A 17,441-nucleotide genomic window follows, 5' to 3' on the forward strand; every position below is an offset into this window, starting at 1 on the left:
AGATGCAAGTTTCAGTTGAAACCACTCAAGGCCTTGGCCGCCGTGTAACGATTACTATCGCTGCTGACAGCATCGAGACCGCTGTTAAAAGCGAGCTGGTCAACGTTGCGAAAAAAGTACGTATTGACGGCTTCCGCAAAGGCAAAGTGCCAATGAATATCGTTGCTCAGCGTTATGGCGCGTCTGTACGCCAGGACGTTCTGGGTGACCTGATGAGCCGTAACTTCATTGACGCCATCATTAAAGAAAAAATCAATCCGGCTGGCGCACCGACTTATGTTCCGGGCGAATACAAGCTGGGTGAAGACTTCACCTACTCTGTAGAGTTTGAAGTTTATCCGGAAGTTGAACTGCAGGGTCTGGAAGCGATCGAAGTTGAAAAACCGATCGTTGAAGTGACCGACGCTGACGTTGACGGCATGCTGGATACTCTGCGTAAACAGCAGGCGACCTGGAAAGAAAAAGACGGCGCTGTTGAAGCAGAAGACCGCGTAACCATCGACTTCACCGGTTCTGTAGACGGCGAAGAGTTTGAAGGCGGTAAAGCGTCTGATTTCGTACTGGCGATGGGCCAGGGTCGTATGATCCCGGGCTTTGAAGACGGTATCAAAGGCCACAAAGCTGGCGAAGAGTTCACCATCGACGTGACCTTCCCGGAAGAATACCACGCAGAAAACCTGAAAGGTAAAGCAGCGAAATTCGCTATCAACCTGAAGAAAGTTGAAGAGCGTGAACTGCCGGAACTGACTGCAGAATTCATCAAACGTTTCGGCGTTGAAGATGGTTCCGTAGAAGGTCTGCGCGCTGAAGTGCGTAAAAACATGGAGCGCGAGCTGAAGAGCGCCATCCGTAACCGCGTTAAGTCTCAGGCGATCGAAGGTCTGGTAAAAGCTAACGACATCGACGTACCGGCTGCGCTGATCGACAGTGAAATCGACGTTCTGCGTCGTCAGGCTGCACAGCGTTTCGGTGGCAACGAAAAACAAGCTCTGGAACTGCCGCGCGAACTGTTCGAAGAACAGGCTAAACGTCGCGTAGTTGTTGGCCTGCTGCTGGGCGAAGTTATCCGCACCAACGAGCTGAAAGCTGACGAAGAGCGCGTGAAAGGCCTGATCGAAGAGATGGCTTCTGCGTACGAAGATCCGAAAGAAGTTATCGAGTTCTACAGCAAAAACAAAGAACTGATGGACAACATGCGCAATGTTGCTCTGGAAGAACAGGCTGTTGAGGCTGTACTGGCGAAAGCGAAAGTGACTGAAAAAGAAACCACTTTCAACGAGCTGATGAACCAGCAGGCGTAATTTACGCAGCATAACGCGCTAAATTCGCACAAAGGCCCGTCACCGCCAGGTGGCGGGCTTTTTTTTTGTCATGAATTTTGCATGGAACCGTGCGAAAAGCCTCTTTCGGTGTTAGCGTAACAACAAAAGATTGTTATGCTTGAAATATGGTGATGCCGTACCCATAACACAGGGACTAGCTGATAATCCGTCCATAAGGTTACAATCGGTACAGCAGGTTTTTTCAATTTTATCCAGGAGACGGAAATGTCATACAGCGGCGAACGAGATAACTTTGCACCCCATATGGCGCTGGTGCCGATGGTCATTGAACAGACCTCACGTGGTGAGCGCTCTTTTGATATCTATTCTCGTCTACTTAAGGAACGCGTCATTTTTCTGACTGGCCAGGTTGAAGACCACATGGCTAACCTGATTGTGGCGCAGATGCTGTTCCTGGAAGCAGAAAACCCAGAAAAAGATATCTATCTGTACATTAACTCTCCAGGCGGGGTGATTACTGCCGGGATGTCTATCTATGACACCATGCAGTTTATCAAGCCTGATGTCAGCACTATCTGTATGGGCCAGGCGGCCTCGATGGGCGCTTTCTTGCTGACTGCAGGGGCAAAGGGTAAACGTTTCTGCCTGCCGAATTCGCGCGTGATGATTCACCAGCCGTTGGGCGGCTACCAGGGCCAGGCGACCGATATCGAAATTCATGCCCGTGAAATTCTGAAAGTTAAAGGGCGCATGAATGAACTTATGGCGCTTCATACGGGTCAATCATTAGAACAGATTGAACGTGATACCGAGCGCGATCGCTTCCTTTCCGCCCCTGAAGCGGTGGAATACGGTCTGGTCGATTCGATTCTGACCCATCGTAATTGATGCCAGAGGCGCAACTGTGCCGCTATACTTATCCAGGGCGGCACAACGCTGTAAGCGGCTTGCGCCTGAGAATGGCATTTGCGTCGTCGTGTGCGGCACAAAGAACAAAGAAGAGGTTTTGACCCATGACAGATAAACGCAAAGATGGCTCAGGCAAATTGCTGTATTGCTCTTTTTGCGGCAAAAGCCAGCATGAAGTGCGCAAGCTGATTGCCGGTCCATCCGTGTATATCTGCGACGAATGTGTTGATTTATGTAACGACATCATTCGCGAAGAGATTAAAGAAGTTGCACCGCATCGTGAACGCAGTGCGCTACCGACGCCGCATGAAATTCGTAACCACCTGGACGATTACGTTATCGGCCAGGAACAGGCGAAAAAAGTGCTGGCGGTCGCGGTATACAACCACTACAAACGTCTGCGCAACGGCGATACCAGCAATGGTGTCGAGTTGGGCAAAAGTAACATTCTGCTGATCGGTCCGACCGGTTCCGGTAAAACGCTGCTGGCCGAAACGCTGGCGCGCCTGCTGGACGTCCCGTTCACCATGGCCGACGCAACCACGCTGACCGAAGCCGGTTATGTGGGCGAAGACGTTGAAAACATCATTCAGAAGCTGTTGCAAAAGTGCGATTACGACGTACAGAAAGCGCAGCGCGGGATTGTCTACATCGATGAAATCGACAAGATTTCTCGTAAGTCAGACAACCCGTCCATTACCCGAGACGTTTCCGGTGAAGGCGTACAGCAGGCACTGTTGAAACTGATTGAAGGTACGGTTGCCGCCGTTCCACCGCAGGGCGGGCGTAAACACCCGCAGCAAGAGTTCTTGCAGGTAGATACCTCTAAGATCCTGTTTATTTGTGGTGGTGCGTTCGCTGGTCTGGATAAAGTCATTTCCCATCGTGTAGAAACCGGCTCCGGCATTGGTTTTGGCGCGACGGTAAAAGCGAAGTCCGACAAAGCAAGCGAAGGCGAGCTGCTGGCGCAGGTTGAACCGGAAGATCTGATCAAGTTTGGTCTGATCCCTGAGTTCATTGGTCGTCTGCCGGTTGTCGCAACGTTGAATGAACTGAGCGAAGAAGCTCTGATTCAGATCCTCAAAGAGCCGAAAAACGCCCTGACCAAGCAGTATCAGGCGCTGTTTAATTTGGAAGGCGTGGATCTGGAATTCCGTGACGAGGCGCTGGATGCTATCGCTAAGAAAGCGATGGCGCGTAAAACCGGTGCCCGTGGCCTGCGTTCCATCGTAGAAGCCGCACTGCTCGATACCATGTACGATCTGCCGTCCATGGAAGACGTCGAAAAAGTGGTTATCGACGAATCGGTAATTGATGGTCAAAGCAAGCCGTTGCTGATTTATGGCAAGCCGGAAGCGCAACAGGCATCTGGTGAATAATTAACCATTCCCATACAATTAGTTAACCAAAAAGGGGGGATTTTATCTCCCCTTTAATTTTTCCTCTATTCTCGGCGTTGAATGTGGGGGAAACATCCCCATATACTGACGTACATGTTAATAGATGGCGTGAAGCACAGTCGTGTCATCTGATTACCTGGCGGAAATTAAACTAAGAGAGAGCTCTATGAATCCTGAGCGTTCTGAACGCATTGAAATCCCCGTATTGCCGCTGCGCGATGTGGTGGTTTATCCGCACATGGTCATCCCCTTATTTGTCGGGCGGGAAAAATCTATCCGTTGTCTGGAAGCGGCGATGGACCATGATAAAAAAATTATGCTGGTCGCGCAGAAAGAAGCTTCAACGGATGAGCCGGGTGTAAACGATCTTTTCACCGTCGGGACCGTGGCCTCTATATTGCAGATGCTGAAACTGCCAGACGGCACCGTCAAAGTGCTGGTCGAGGGGTTACAGCGCGCGCGTATTTCTGCGCTCTCTGACAATGGCGAACACTTTTCTGCGAAGGCGGAGTATCTGGAGTCGCCGACCATTGATGAGCGGGAACAGGAAGTGCTGGTGCGTACTGCAATCAGCCAGTTCGAAGGCTACATCAAGCTGAACAAAAAAATCCCACCAGAAGTGCTGACGTCGCTGAATAGCATCGACGACCCGGCGCGTCTGGCGGATACCATTGCTGCACATATGCCGCTGAAACTGGCTGACAAACAGTCCGTTCTGGAGATGTCCGACGTTAACGAACGTCTGGAATATCTGATGGCAATGATGGAATCGGAAATCGATCTGCTGCAGGTTGAGAAACGCATTCGCAACCGCGTTAAAAAGCAGATGGAGAAATCCCAGCGTGAGTACTATCTGAACGAGCAAATGAAAGCTATTCAGAAAGAACTCGGTGAAATGGACGACGCGCCGGACGAAAACGAAGCCCTGAAGCGCAAAATTGACGCGGCGAAAATGCCGAAAGAGGCAAAAGAGAAAGCGGAAGCAGAGTTGCAGAAGCTGAAAATGATGTCTCCGATGTCGGCAGAAGCGACCGTAGTGCGTGGTTATATCGACTGGATGGTACAGGTGCCGTGGAATGCGCGCAGCAAGGTCAAAAAAGACCTGCGTCAGGCGCAGGAAATCCTTGATACCGACCATTATGGTCTGGAGCGCGTGAAAGATCGCATCCTTGAGTATCTTGCGGTTCAAAGCCGTGTCAACAAAATCAAGGGACCGATCCTCTGCCTGGTAGGGCCGCCAGGGGTAGGTAAAACCTCTCTTGGTCAGTCCATTGCCAAAGCCACCGGGCGTAAATATGTCCGTATGGCGCTGGGCGGCGTGCGTGATGAAGCGGAAATCCGTGGTCACCGCCGTACTTACATCGGTTCTATGCCGGGTAAACTGATCCAGAAAATGGCGAAAGTGGGCGTGAAAAACCCGCTGTTCCTGCTCGATGAGATCGACAAAATGTCTTCTGACATGCGTGGCGATCCGGCCTCCGCACTGCTTGAAGTGCTGGATCCAGAGCAGAACGTAGCGTTCAGCGACCACTACCTGGAAGTGGATTACGATCTCAGCGACGTGATGTTTGTCGCGACGTCGAACTCCATGAACATTCCGGCACCGCTGCTGGATCGTATGGAAGTGATTCGCCTCTCCGGTTATACCGAAGATGAAAAACTGAACATCGCCAAACGTCACCTGTTGCCGAAGCAGATTGAACGTAATGCACTGAAAAAAGGTGAGCTGACCGTCGACGATAGCGCCATTATCGGCATTATTCGTTATTACACCCGTGAGGCGGGCGTGCGTGGTCTGGAGCGTGAAATCTCCAAACTGTGTCGCAAAGCGGTTAAGCAGTTACTGCTCGATAAGTCATTAAAACATATCGAAATTAACGGTGATAACCTGCATGACTACCTCGGTGTTCAGCGTTTCGACTATGGACGCGCTGATAACGAAAACCGTGTCGGTCAGGTAACTGGTCTGGCGTGGACGGAAGTGGGCGGTGACTTGCTGACCATTGAAACCGCGTGCGTTCCGGGTAAAGGCAAACTGACCTATACCGGATCGCTTGGCGAAGTGATGCAGGAGTCCATTCAGGCAGCGTTAACGGTGGTTCGTGCGCGTGCGGAAAAACTGGGGATCAACCCTGATTTTTACGAAAAACGCGACATCCACGTCCACGTACCGGAAGGTGCGACGCCGAAAGATGGTCCGAGTGCCGGTATTGCTATGTGCACCGCGCTGGTTTCTTGCCTGACCGGTAACCCGGTTCGTGCCGATGTGGCAATGACCGGTGAGATCACTCTGCGTGGTCAGGTACTGCCGATCGGTGGTTTGAAAGAAAAACTACTGGCAGCGCATCGCGGCGGGATTAAAACAGTGCTAATTCCGTTCGAAAATAAACGCGATCTGGAAGAGATTCCTGACAACGTAATTGCCGATCTGGACATTCATCCTGTGAAGCGCATTGAGGAAGTTCTGACTCTGGCGCTGCAAAATGAACCGTCTGGCATGCAGGTTGTGACTGCAAAATAGTGACCTCGCGCAAAATGCACTAATAAAAACAGGGCTGGCAGGCTAATTCGGGCTTGCCAGCCTTTTTTTGTCTCGCTAAGTTAGATGGCGGATCGGGCTTGCCCTTATTAAGGGGTGTTGTAAGGGGATGGCTGGCCTGATATAACTGCTGCGCGTTCGTACCTTGAAGGATTCAAGTGCGATATAAATTATAAAGAGGAAGAGAAGAGTGAATAAATCTCAATTGATCGACAAGATTGCTGCAGGGGCTGATATCTCTAAAGCTGCGGCTGGCCGTGCGTTAGATGCTATTATTGCTTCCGTAACTGAATCTCTGAAAGAAGGGGATGATGTAGCACTGGTAGGTTTTGGTACTTTTGCCGTTAAAGAGCGTGCTGCCCGTACTGGCCGCAACCCGCAGACCGGTAAAGAGATCACCATCGCTGCCGCTAAAGTACCGAGCTTCCGTGCAGGTAAAGCACTGAAAGACGCGGTAAACTAAGCGTTGTCCCCAGTGGGGATGTGACGAAGTTCAAGGGCGCATCTACTGATGTGCCTTTTTTATTTGTATTCGGTGACTTTCTGCGTCTTGTGGGCTGACAATTGCCCCCGTTTCTTGTCACAATAGGCCTTTGCGCGCATCGATACGTTGCGTGAGGTACACAGTCATCTACAGCGGAGTGTTGTTACACCATGATGGACAGCTTACGCACGGCTGCAAACAGTCTCGTGCTCAAGATTATTTTCGGTATCATTATCGTGTCGTTCATATTGACCGGCGTGAGTGGTTACCTGATTGGCGGAGGCAATAACTACGCCGCAAAAGTGAATGACCAGGAAATCAGCCGTGGGCAATTCGAGAACGCCTTCAATAGCGAGCGTAATCGCATGCAGCAACAGCTGGGCGATCAATACTCTGAGCTTGCAGCGAACGAAGGCTATATGAAAACCCTGCGTCAACAGGTGCTGAATCGTCTGATCGACGAGGCGCTTCTGGATCAGTACGCTCGTGAGCTGAAACTGGGTATCAGCGATGAGCAGGTTAAACAGGCGATTTTCGCGACCCCAGCCTTCCAGGTTGACGGCAAATTTGATAACAGCCGCTATAACGGTATCCTCAACCAGATGGGGATGACCGCCGATCAGTACGCCCAGGCGCTGCGTAACCAGCTCACTACCCAACAGCTGATTAACGGCGTTGCCGGTACCGATTTTATGCTGAAAGGTGAAACCGACGAGCTGGCGGCACTGGTAGCTCAACAACGCGTGGTGCGTGAAGCGACTATCGATGTTAACGCGCTGGCGGCGAAGCAGCCTGTGACCGAACAGGAAATTGCCAGCTACTACGAACAAAACAAAAACAATTTCATGACGCCGGAACAATTCCGCGTGAGTTACATCAAGCTGGATGCCGCAACGATGCAGCAACCGGTTAGCGATGCGGATATCCAGAGCTACTACGATCAGCATCAGGATCAATTCACCCAGCCGCAGCGTACCCGCTACAGCATCATCCAGACCAAAACTGAAGATGAAGCGAAAGCGGTACTTGATGAGCTGAATAAAGGCGGTGATTTTGCTGCGTTAGCCAAAGAAAAATCTGCCGATATTATCTCTGCCCGTAACGGCGGCGATATGGGTTGGTTAGAAGATGCCACTATCCCGGACGAACTAAAAAATGCTGGCCTGAAAGAAAAAGGCCAACTGTCTGGTGTCATCAAATCTTCGGTCGGTTTCCTGATTGTACGTCTGGACGACATTCAGCCAGCGAAAGTGAAATCGTTAGACGAAGTACGTGACGACATTGCGGCGAAAGTGAAACACGAAAAAGCCCTCGATGCGTACTATGCGCTGCAGCAGAAAGTGAGCGATGCGGCAAGCAACGACACCGAGTCTCTGGCCGGTGCAGAGCAAGCAGCCGGCGTTAAAGCCACTCAGACGGGTTGGTTCAGCAAAGATAACCTGCCGGAAGAGTTGAACTTCAAGCCGGTTGCCGACGCTATCTTTAACGGCGGTCTGGTAGGTGAAAACGGCGCGCCGGGCATCAACTCTGACATCATCACCGTCGATGGCGACCGCGCATTCGTGCTGCGCATCAGCGAGCACAAACCGGAAGCGGTGAAACCGTTGGCAGATGTTCAGGAACAAGTTAAGGCACTGGTTCAGCACAACAAAGCTGAACAACAGGCGAAAGTGGATGCTGAGAAACTGCTGGTTGATTTGAAAGCCGGCAAAGGTGCAGAAGCTATGCAGGCTGCCGGTCTGAAATTTGGCGAGCCGAAAACCTTAAGCCGTTCCGGTCGTGACCCGATTAGCCAGGCGGCGTTTGCACTACCACTGCCAGCGAAAGACAAACCGAGCTACGGTATGGCGACCGATATGCAAGGTAATGTGGTTCTGCTGGCGCTGGATGAAGTGAAACAAGGTTCAATGCCGGAAGATCAGAAAAAAGCGATGGTGCAGGGTATCACCCAGAACAACGCACAAATCGTCTTTGAAGCTCTGATGAGTAACCTGCGTAAAGAGGCGAAAATCAAAATTGGCGATGCGCTGGAACAGCAATAATCCTGAAGCCGCCTCGCAAAAAAATGCTTTGCAGCTGTAACAAGAAAAGGTCGCTTTCGCGGCCTTTTCCATTTCTGAACATTGCCATTTGTTTACTGTTTTCACTGCCGTTAAGGTGATTCCACTGTTAACAAACAAGGAGAAAACAGTATGAAACACGGAATTAAAGCACTGCTCATTACCCTGTCTCTGGCTTGTGCCGGAATGTCTCATAGCGCGCTGGCGGCAGCTCCTGCGGCGAAACCGACAACGGTAGAAACCAAAGCGGAAGCTCCTGCAGCACAAAGTAAAGCAGCAGTACCGGCGAAAGCCAGTGACGAAGAAGGCACCCGGGTCAGCATTAATAATGCCAGCGCGGAAGAGTTAGCCCGCGCGATGAATGGCGTTGGCCTGAAGAAAGCGCAGGCGATTGTCAGTTATCGCGAAGAGTACGGTCCGTTTAAAACGGTGGAGGATCTCAAGCAGGTGCCGGGGATGGGCAATTCGCTGGTGGAACGTAATCTGGCGGTATTAACCCTGTAATTAATTTGCATAGTGGCAATTTTTTGCCAGACTGAAGAGGTCATACCAGTTATGGCCTCTGCACTTATAACAGTTCTTATAACAACAACGTAAGGTTATTGCGCTATGCAAACACAAATCAAAGTTCGTGGATATCATCTCGATGTTTACCAGCACGTTAACAACGCTCGCTACCTTGAGTTTCTCGAAGAAGCCCGCTGGGATGGGTTGGAAAATAGCGACAGTTTTCAGTGGATGACGGCCCATAACATCGCCTTCGTCGTGGTCAATATCAATATTAACTATCGTCGCCCGGCGGTATTAAGCGACCTGTTAACCATTACCAGTCAGTTGCAGCAATTAAACGGTAAAAGCGGCATCTTAAGCCAGGTCATTACACTGGAGCCGGAAGGGCAGGTGGTAGCGGATGCGCTTATTACGTTTGTTTGTATTGATCTTAAAACGCAGAAAGCATTAGCTCTGGAAGGGGAATTGCGCGAAAAGCTCGAGCAGATGGTTAAGTAAACGTTTTGTGGTGCCGGATGCTCAAGCTGCATCCGGCGACACCCGGAATAATTACTTCAACCCGGTTTTCTGCTTCATCGCTGCCATCACCGTCGGTTTGTCGGCCAGATAATGATTCAAACCATTGGCGCGTAAATTACATGCTGCGCAATGACCGCAACCGTCACCTTTAAAGCCGTTATAACAGGTCAGCGTTTCGTTACGCACTAAATCCAGTTTGCCGTAATAATCAGCCAGCGCCCAGGTTTCCGCTTTATCAATCCACATCAGCGGCGTTTCAAAACGAATATCTTTCGCCATACCCAGACTGACGGCATGGTTCAGTGCTTTCACAAACTCATCACGACAATCCGGGTAGCCGGAGAAATCCGTTTCGCAGACGCCGGTAATGACGGCTTCTGCTTTTACCTGATACGCATATATCGCCGTCAGTGTCAGGAACAAAATATTACGCCCTGGGACAAACGTATTCGGGATGCCATCGGCTTCAGGTTCATAATCAGGCACCGGAATGCTGTCACGCGTCAGGCTACTGACCGCCAGTTCGTTGAGCAGTGTCACATCCAGCACTTTATGTGCACGAGCGCCCAGTTTCAGGGCCAGCTCGCGTGCCACGTCGATCTCTGCGCGATGCCGCTGACCGTAATCGAACGTTACGCAATGGACTTCATCATATTGTTGTAATGCCTGCACCAGACAGGTGGTGGAATCCTGGCCTCCACTGAACACAACGACAGCACGTTTCATAGATAATCCTGCTTGAACAATAAAAGCGTTATGGTAACGCCTGCGATTAACCCGGACCAGCTATTCATTGCGACGGCGCGGGAAGCCAGGCTTCGGTAAATTCAAACCAGCCGCGCGGTGTCAGTCGCACACCGTTCACGCCGGGAGGGGCACTAATGCGATAGTGATAGTTGAACAGCGGCGTCAGCGTCGCATCTGTCATTAACTGGCTAAAAACCGCTTTCAGGGCATAAAATCGGTTTTCTTCATCAGGCATTATTTGCACGGCATCCAGTGTCGATTGTAGATGTGCGTATGCTGGAGCGTCGAAAACATGTGGCCACAGCGGATCGCAGCGCAGCCATTGCTCCAGAGTATATTCCGGTGCTTCGCCAATTAATCTGTCGCCCATCATGAGGTCTGCGTGTGCCAGTAGGGTCGTGTCGTCCCAGTTTTTTGCGTTATGAAAAATAATTGTGAGTTCACAGCCTTCCGCTGCCAGTGTCGCCTGTAGACGTACTGCCATGGTATGAAGTTCTATCGGTAGGTGATAAACCAGTGTCAAGGTTTTCGGTAGTTTGACCTCATCCGGTACTTGCCATTGCGGAATAGTCCAGCCTGGCAGTAATGCATGACTGGCGGTGATCAGGTTTTCTCCGACTTCTAACGTTTGTAATAAACCGGATTGATGAATAATGGAGATCACTTTTCGCGCCTGCCAGAGGGACAGTCGGGGACTTTTGCGCAACGTTAAATAGCAAAAACCTAAACTGATGCCACTACTGACCTGACTGACCCGTTGCAGCTCCTCCGGTTTGCCGATGGTGATTTGCACGGGATGCCGACAACTGGTTCCCAAATCTTTTTCGAAAAGCGGCGGAGTTATCCAGTACTCAACCGCTTTAAGCAGCGGATGACGTAAATGGTAATAATCATGACTCTCCAGGCGCACCAGCTCCGCTGTGAATTGTGTTAAGCGAAAAGGACCCGTGCCGATCAGTGGGAATTGCGGATGCGCCAGATGGCTGCAATAGCTCGCCAGCCGGTGCGCAAGCCAGTAATCAGGGCGATGTAAAAAGAAGGTCAGACACTGCGGATGGGTGACTTCAATACGCTTCACGCTAATAAATAATTGATCCAGTGCTGGCAGTTGTAACAGCATCAATAATCGCTGGTGTAAGTGTGAGGCTTTTACTGCATCGCCGTTATGCCAGTGTAGGGTTGAACGAAGATAAAAGTCCCAGCGTAACCCGTCAGTAGAGGTTTCCCAGTGATGCGCTAAATCGCCAATCGGGCGCTGGGTATTATTATCGAAGCGGGTCAGGCCGGAAAATATCTGCCCGGCGAGATGCTGCTCGGCACGGCCGGGCAAAAAGCCCGGTTGTAGCGGTTCGAGCGGGCGATAGTAGGGAATACGCAACGTGGGTGTATCGTTTTGCCATTGTCCGCCCATAAACGGCTGTAACAGAGTGCGCAGCTCACCTGGGGCCAGTTGCGCCAGCTCCAGCACATCTTGCTGCTTTCCGGTTTCCAGTGCCTTTTCCATCATCGCATTGCGTAGCGATTCTGGCGTGACCAGAAAGCGTAATTGTCCGCGCTTTCCGCGTCCTGACTGCGCCTGCCACTCCAGCCATCCCGCCTCCTGTGCCTGACGCAACAGCGTACGAACATGGCGTTCGCTGCAAAAACAGCGTTCGGCCAGTTCGCTGACGGTGACGGTTTGCGGCTTTCCGGCGGAAGGTTGCCACAGACGTTGATACTGGTTAAGACGGTTGAGCAGTCGCATATAAACCCGGAACAATATTATTTAACTATTCACTATTACTTCCGTATATATCAGGTGATACTCAATCACCATTAACCGTGTCACAGAGTGGAGAAAGAAATGGCTCGTCTGGCAGCATTTGATATGGATGGCACTTTATTGATGCCTGACCATCATTTAGGTGAGAAAACCCTCTCTACTTTGGCGCGGCTGCGTGAACGCGACATTACCCTCACTTTTGCCACGGGGCGTCATGCGCTGGAGATGCAGCATATTCTCGGGGCGCTATCGCTGGATGCATATTTGATTACTGGCAACGGAACGCGCGTACATTCTCTGGAAGGTGAACTTTTACATCGTGATGATTTACCTGCGGATGTCGCGGAGCTGGTGCTGTATCAGCAATGGGATACCCGAGCCAGCATGCATATCTTCAATGACGATGGTTGGTTTACCGGGAAAGAGATCCCTGCGTTGTTGCAGGCATTTGTCTATAGCGGTTTTCGTTATCAGATAATCGATGTCAAAAAAATGCCACTCGGCAGCGTCACCAAGATCTGCTTCTGTGGCGATCACGACGATCTTACACACTTGCAGATCCAGCTATACGAAGCATTAGGCGAGCGTGCACATTTGTGTTTTTCCGCCACGGATTGCCTCGAAGTGCTGCCGGTGGGCTGCAATAAAGGCGCTGCATTGACAGTGCTGACCCAACATTTAGGTTTATCGTTGCGCGATTGCATGGCCTTTGGTGATGCGATGAACGATCGCGAAATGTTAGGCAGCGTCGGTAGCGGATTTATTATGGGCAATGCGATGCCGCAATTGCGCGCGGAGCTCCCGCATTTACCGGTGATTGGACATTGCCGAAATCAGGCTGTCTCTCACTATTTGACGCACTGGCTGGACTATCCACATCTACCTTATTCCCCCGAATAACGAGATCCCTTCCAGCACCGGGCAATTGCCCGGTTTTTTTTGCGTTGAATTTGTCATTTTGTGCCGTGGTGTTTAAACCGCACAGAATAAATTGTCGCGATTTCACCTTTAAAATAGAATTAAAAGAGAAAAAAATTCTCCGTGGAAGGGCTATGTTAGATAAAATTGACCGTAAGCTGCTGGCCTTACTACAGCAGGATTGCACCCTCTCTTTGCAGGCACTGGCTGAAGCCGTTAATCTGACAACTACCCCCTGCTGGAAGCGTCTGAAACGGCTGGAGGACGACGGTATTCTTATCGGCAAAGTCGCCCTGCTGGATCCGGAAAAAATAGGCCTCGGCCTGACCGCCTTTGTGCTGATAAAAACGCAACATCACAGCAGCGAATGGTATTGCCGCTTTGTCACGGTGGTTACCGAAATGCCAGAAGTGCTGGGGTTCTGGCGCATGGCTGGTGAATACGATTATCTGATGCGCGTCCAGGTTGCCGACATGAAACGCTACGACGAGTTTTATAAGCGTCTGGTAAACAGCGTGCCGGGGCTGTCGGACGTCACTTCCAGCTTCGCGATGGAACAGATTAAATACACCACTTCTTTACCCATCGAATAAATATCCAGAATCAGGTCAGGACACAACGCGTGCGATTATTTGCTCAATTAAGCTGGTATTTCCGTCGGGAATGGCGTCGCTATCTCGGGGCTGTCGCCTTGCTTGTCATTATCGCGATGCTGCAACTGGTTCCGCCAAAAGTGGTTGGTATTGTTGTCGATGGCGTGACAGAACAACACTTTACTACCGGGCAGATCCTGGTGTGGATCGCCACCATGGTGCTGATTGCCGTTGTGGTTTATCTCCTGCGTTACGTCTGGCGCGTATTGCTGTTTGGTGCGTCTTATCAACTGGCTGTTGAACTGCGTGAAGATTATTACCGTCAGCTAAGCCGGCAGCATCCTGAGTTTTACCTGCGTCATCGCACGGGTGACCTCATGGCTCGTGCGACCAATGACGTCGATCGCGTCGTGTTTGCCGCCGGAGAAGGGGTGCTGACGCTGGTGGATTCACTGGTAATGGGCTGCGCTGTGTTGATTATGATGTCTACGCAAATTAGCTGGCAGTTGACCTTATTTGCCCTGTTGCCGATGCCAGTGATGGCGATCATGATTAAGCGCAACGGCGATGCCTTGCATGAACGCTTTAAGCTGGCACAGGCGGCGTTTTCCAGTCTTAATGACCGCACCCAGGAAAGCCTCACCAGTATCCGTATGATCAAAGCCTTTGGTCTGGAAGATCGCCAGTCGGCGTTATTTGCCGCGGATGCCGAAGATACCGGCAAAAAAAACATGCGGGTGGCGCGTATTGATGCTCGTTTCGACCCGACCATCTATATCGCGATTGGTATGGCGAACTTGCTGGCGATTGGCGGCGGTAGTTGGATGGTGGTGCAGGGTAGTTTAACGCTGGGCCAGCTCACCAGTTTTATGATGTATTTAGGTCTGATGATTTGGCCAATGCTGGCGCTGGCATGGATGTTTAACATAGTGGAGCGTGGCAGCGCGGCGTATAGCCGAATTCGTACCATGCTGGCCGAAGCGCCAGTCGTTATTGATGGTAGTGATAAGGTGCCAGAAGGTCGTGGTGAACTGGATGTAAATATTCGCCAGTTTACGTATCCGCAGACTGACCATCCTGCGCTGGAAAACGTCAATTTCGCCCTGAAACCCGGTCAGATGCTGGGTATTTGCGGGCCGACTGGTTCCGGCAAAAGTACCCTGTTGTCGCTCATTCAGCGTCATTTCGACGTCAGCGAGGGGGATATCCGCTTTCATGATATTCCTCTGACGAAGTTACAACTCGATAGCTGGCGTAGCCGCCTGGCGGTAGTTAGCCAGACACCGTTCCTTTTTTCCGACACCGTAGCGAACAACATCGCGTTGGGTTGCCCGAATGCCACCCAGCAAGAGATTGAGCATGTCGCGCGGTTAGCCAGCGTGCATGACGATATTTTGCGTTTACCGCAAGGTTACGATACAGAAGTGGGCGAGCGCGGCGTGATGCTTTCCGGTGGGCAAAAACAGCGTATCTCCATTGCTCGTGCGTTATTAGTCAACGCGGAAATCCTCATCCTTGATGATGCGCTTTCGGCAGTGGACGGACGCACAGAGCACCAGATCCTGCATAACCTGCGGCAGTGGGGGCAGGGAAGAACGGTAATCATCAGTGCCCATCGCCTTTCGGCACTGACGGAAGCCAGTGAAATTATTGTGATGCAGCACGGACATATCGCTCAGCGTGGCAATCATGATGAGCTGGCGCAACAAAGCGGCTGGTATCGCGATATGTATCGCTATCAACAACTGGAGGCGGCGCTCGACGACGCTCCGGAAATTCGCGAGGAGGCCGTTGATGCGTAGTTTTAGCCAACTGTGGCCGACTCTCAAGCGTCTGTTAGCGTACGGTTCACCGTGGCGTAAACCGTTGGGGATTGCGGTCCTGATGATGTGGGTTGCGGCGGCGGCAGAAGTCAGTGGGCCGCTGCTTATCAGCTATTTTATCGACAATATGGTAGCGAAAAATAACCTGCCGTTGAAAGTGGTTGCAGGGCTGGCTGCGGCGTATGTTGGGCTGCAACTGTTTGCCGCCGGGCTACATTACGCGCAGTCGCTGCTGTTTAATCGGGCGGCAGTAGGCGTAGTGCAACAGTTGCGTACCGACGTGATGGATGCTGCGTTACGCCAGCCATTAAGCGAGTTTGATACCCAACCCGTCGGGCAGGTGATTTCCCGCGTCACTAATGACACTGAAGTGATCCGCGACCTCTACGTTACCGTAGTGGCAACTGTCCTGCGTAGCGCCGCACTGGTGGGCGCGATGCTGGTGGCGATGTTCAGCCTCGACTGGCGAATGGCGCTGGTGGCGATAATGATTTTCCCGGTGGTGCTGGTGGTAATGGTGATATATCAGCGTTACAGCACGCCGATTGTCCGCCGTGTACGCGCTTATCTGGCAGATATCAACGACGGCTTTAACGAAATCATCAATGGCATGAGCGTTATCCAGCAGTTCCGTCAGCAGGCGCGATTTGGCGAACGTATGGGTGAGGCCAGTCGTTCACACTATATGGCGAGGATGCAAACCCTGCGCCTCGACGGTTTTCTGCTGCGTCCGCTGCTGAGTCTGTTTTCATCGCTCATTCTTTGTGGCTTGTTGATGCTGTTTGGCTTCTCCGCCAGCGGCACCATTGAAGTGGGCGTGTTGTATGCGTTTATCAGCTATCTTGGGCGACTTAACGAACCTTTAATCGAACTGACCACGCAGCAGGCGATGCTGCAACAGGCTGTTGTTGCTGGTGAGCGTGTGTTTGAGCTGATGGACGGACCGCGCCAGCAATATGGCAATGATGATCGCCCGTTACAGAGCGGCACCATCGAAGTCGATAACGTGTCATTTGCTTATCGCGATGACAATATGGTGCTAAAGAACATTAATCTCTCTGTGCCTTCGCGCAATTTTGTGGCGCTGGTCGGGCATACCGGCAGTGGTAAAAGTACCCTCGCCAGTTTATTGATGGGCTATTACCCGCTAACGGAAGGTGAGATTCGCCTTGATGGTCGTCCATTAAGTTCGTTAAGTCACAGCGCGCTGCGTCAGGGCGTGGCGATGGTGCAGCAAGATCCGGTAGTGCTGGCGGATACCTTTCTCGCCAACGTGACGCTGGGACGTGATATCTCCGAAGAACGCGTCTGGCAGGCGCTGGAAACCGTGCAACTGGCGGAGCTGGCGCGCAGCATGAGTGATGGTATTTATACGCCGCTGGGAGAGCAGGGGAATAATCTCTCCGTCGGGCAAAAGCAACTACTGGCACTGGCACGCGTGCTGGTGGAGACGCCGCAAATCCTGATCCTTGATGAGGCAACCGCCAGCATTGACTCCGGTACTGAACAGGCGATTCAACATGCTCTGGCGGCGGTGCGTGAACATACCACGCTGGTGGTGATTGCTCACCGCTTATCGACCATTGTTGATGCCGACACCATTCTGGTGCTTCATCGTGGGCAAGCCGTGGAGCAGGGCACTCACCAGCAACTGCTGGCGGCCCAGGGTCGCTACTGGCAGATGTATCAACTGCAACTTGCGGGCGAAGAGCTGGCAGCCAGCGTGCGTGAAGAGGAATCATTGAGCGCCTGAATAGCGCAATATTTCATCGTTGGTGCAAAAATGTAACGCACTGTGCACTGTCATAGTGCGTTTTCATTTTCAATCTTCTTAACTTCCTGCTCTCTTTCTCGTTTTTCATTTCTGGCACACCGCTTGCAATACCTTCTTCGT

Annotated in this window: 14 protein-coding genes; 12 read left to right on the forward strand and 2 right to left on the reverse strand. The window is 51.6% G+C overall.

Annotated features, from left to right (window positions below; translation table 11 throughout):
* Positions 1-2 precede the first annotated feature (2 nt).
* The 8 genes from tig to fadM all read left to right on the forward strand — a co-directional run bounded on the left by tig (position 3) and on the right by fadM (position 9,683).
* Positions 3-1,301, forward strand: coding sequence for a trigger factor (tig, locus tag ACJHYR_RS15135; protein ID WP_001198386.1), 1,299 nt, complete (start codon positions 3-5; stop codon positions 1,299-1,301).
* Positions 1,302-1,547: 246 nt separating this feature from the next.
* A complete protein-coding gene (gene clpP / locus ACJHYR_RS15140) occupies positions 1,548-2,171 on the forward strand; it encodes an ATP-dependent Clp endopeptidase proteolytic subunit ClpP (protein ID WP_000122253.1) in 624 nt (207 codons plus the stop codon).
* 125 nt (positions 2,172-2,296) lie between these two features.
* Positions 2,297-3,571, forward strand: a complete 1,275-nt coding sequence (gene clpX / locus ACJHYR_RS15145) for an ATP-dependent protease ATP-binding subunit ClpX (RefSeq protein WP_000130305.1) — start codon at positions 2,297-2,299, stop codon at positions 3,569-3,571.
* 187 nt (positions 3,572-3,758) lie between these two features.
* Positions 3,759-6,113: an endopeptidase La gene (lon, locus tag ACJHYR_RS15150; protein ID WP_001295325.1), complete on the forward strand. Its 2,355-nt coding sequence runs from the start codon at positions 3,759-3,761 to the stop codon at positions 6,111-6,113.
* A gap of 190 nt (positions 6,114-6,303) precedes the next feature.
* Positions 6,304-6,594, forward strand: a complete 291-nt coding sequence (gene hupB, locus ACJHYR_RS15155) for a nucleoid-associated protein HU-beta (RefSeq protein WP_254892905.1) — start codon at positions 6,304-6,306, stop codon at positions 6,592-6,594.
* 191 nt (positions 6,595-6,785) lie between these two features.
* Positions 6,786-8,657 (forward strand): peptidylprolyl isomerase, encoded by a 1,872-nt coding sequence (gene ppiD / locus ACJHYR_RS15160; protein ID WP_000969372.1) that lies wholly within the window; start codon positions 6,786-6,788, stop codon positions 8,655-8,657.
* Between the two features lie 150 nt (positions 8,658-8,807).
* A complete protein-coding gene (locus ACJHYR_RS15165) occupies positions 8,808-9,179 on the forward strand; it encodes a helix-hairpin-helix domain-containing protein (protein ID WP_000680294.1) in 372 nt (123 codons plus the stop codon).
* A 105-nt stretch (positions 9,180-9,284) separates the two neighbouring features.
* Positions 9,285-9,683 carry a long-chain acyl-CoA thioesterase FadM gene (gene fadM, locus ACJHYR_RS15170; RefSeq protein ID WP_001194534.1) on the forward strand — a complete coding sequence of 133 codons (399 nt, stop codon included), beginning with the start codon at positions 9,285-9,287 and terminating at the stop codon, positions 9,681-9,683.
* A 51-nt stretch (positions 9,684-9,734) separates the two neighbouring features.
* On the opposite strand, the gene queC is transcribed toward fadM, so the two are convergent.
* Positions 9,735-10,430: a 7-cyano-7-deazaguanine synthase QueC gene (queC, locus tag ACJHYR_RS15175; RefSeq protein WP_001577868.1), complete on the reverse strand. Its 696-nt coding sequence runs from the start codon at positions 10,428-10,430 to the stop codon at positions 9,735-9,737.
* 64 nt (positions 10,431-10,494) lie between these two features.
* A complete protein-coding gene (locus ACJHYR_RS15180; protein ID WP_410233116.1) occupies positions 10,495-12,195 on the reverse strand; it encodes an SgrR family transcriptional regulator in 1,701 nt (566 codons plus the stop codon).
* 99 nt (positions 12,196-12,294) lie between these two features.
* Here ACJHYR_RS15180 and cof point away from each other — a divergent pair, with 99 nt between their 5' ends.
* From cof to ACJHYR_RS15200, 4 genes are all read left to right on the forward strand, one after another.
* Positions 12,295-13,113, forward strand: coding sequence for an HMP-PP phosphatase (gene cof / locus ACJHYR_RS15185; RefSeq protein ID WP_001445675.1), 819 nt, complete (start codon positions 12,295-12,297; stop codon positions 13,111-13,113).
* Positions 13,114-13,265: 152 nt separating this feature from the next.
* Complete coding sequence (decR, locus tag ACJHYR_RS15190; RefSeq protein ID WP_000884589.1) at positions 13,266-13,724, forward strand: DNA-binding transcriptional regulator DecR; 459 nt, start codon at positions 13,266-13,268, stop codon at positions 13,722-13,724.
* Positions 13,725-13,753: 29 nt separating this feature from the next.
* Positions 13,754-15,526 (forward strand): SmdA family multidrug ABC transporter permease/ATP-binding protein, encoded by a 1,773-nt coding sequence (locus ACJHYR_RS15195; protein WP_001577870.1) that lies wholly within the window; start codon positions 13,754-13,756, stop codon positions 15,524-15,526.
* Entirely contained in the window at positions 15,519-17,300 is a 1,782-nt protein-coding gene (locus ACJHYR_RS15200; protein WP_001256209.1) for a SmdB family multidrug efflux ABC transporter permease/ATP-binding protein, read from the forward strand. The genes ACJHYR_RS15195 and ACJHYR_RS15200 overlap by 8 nt, the downstream gene beginning before the upstream one ends.
* Positions 17,301-17,441: the final 141 nt, after the last annotated feature.

Source organism: Escherichia sp. WS1450 (genome assembly GCF_046487395.1).
Taxonomy (GTDB): Bacteria; Pseudomonadota; Gammaproteobacteria; order Enterobacterales; family Enterobacteriaceae; genus Escherichia; species Escherichia coli.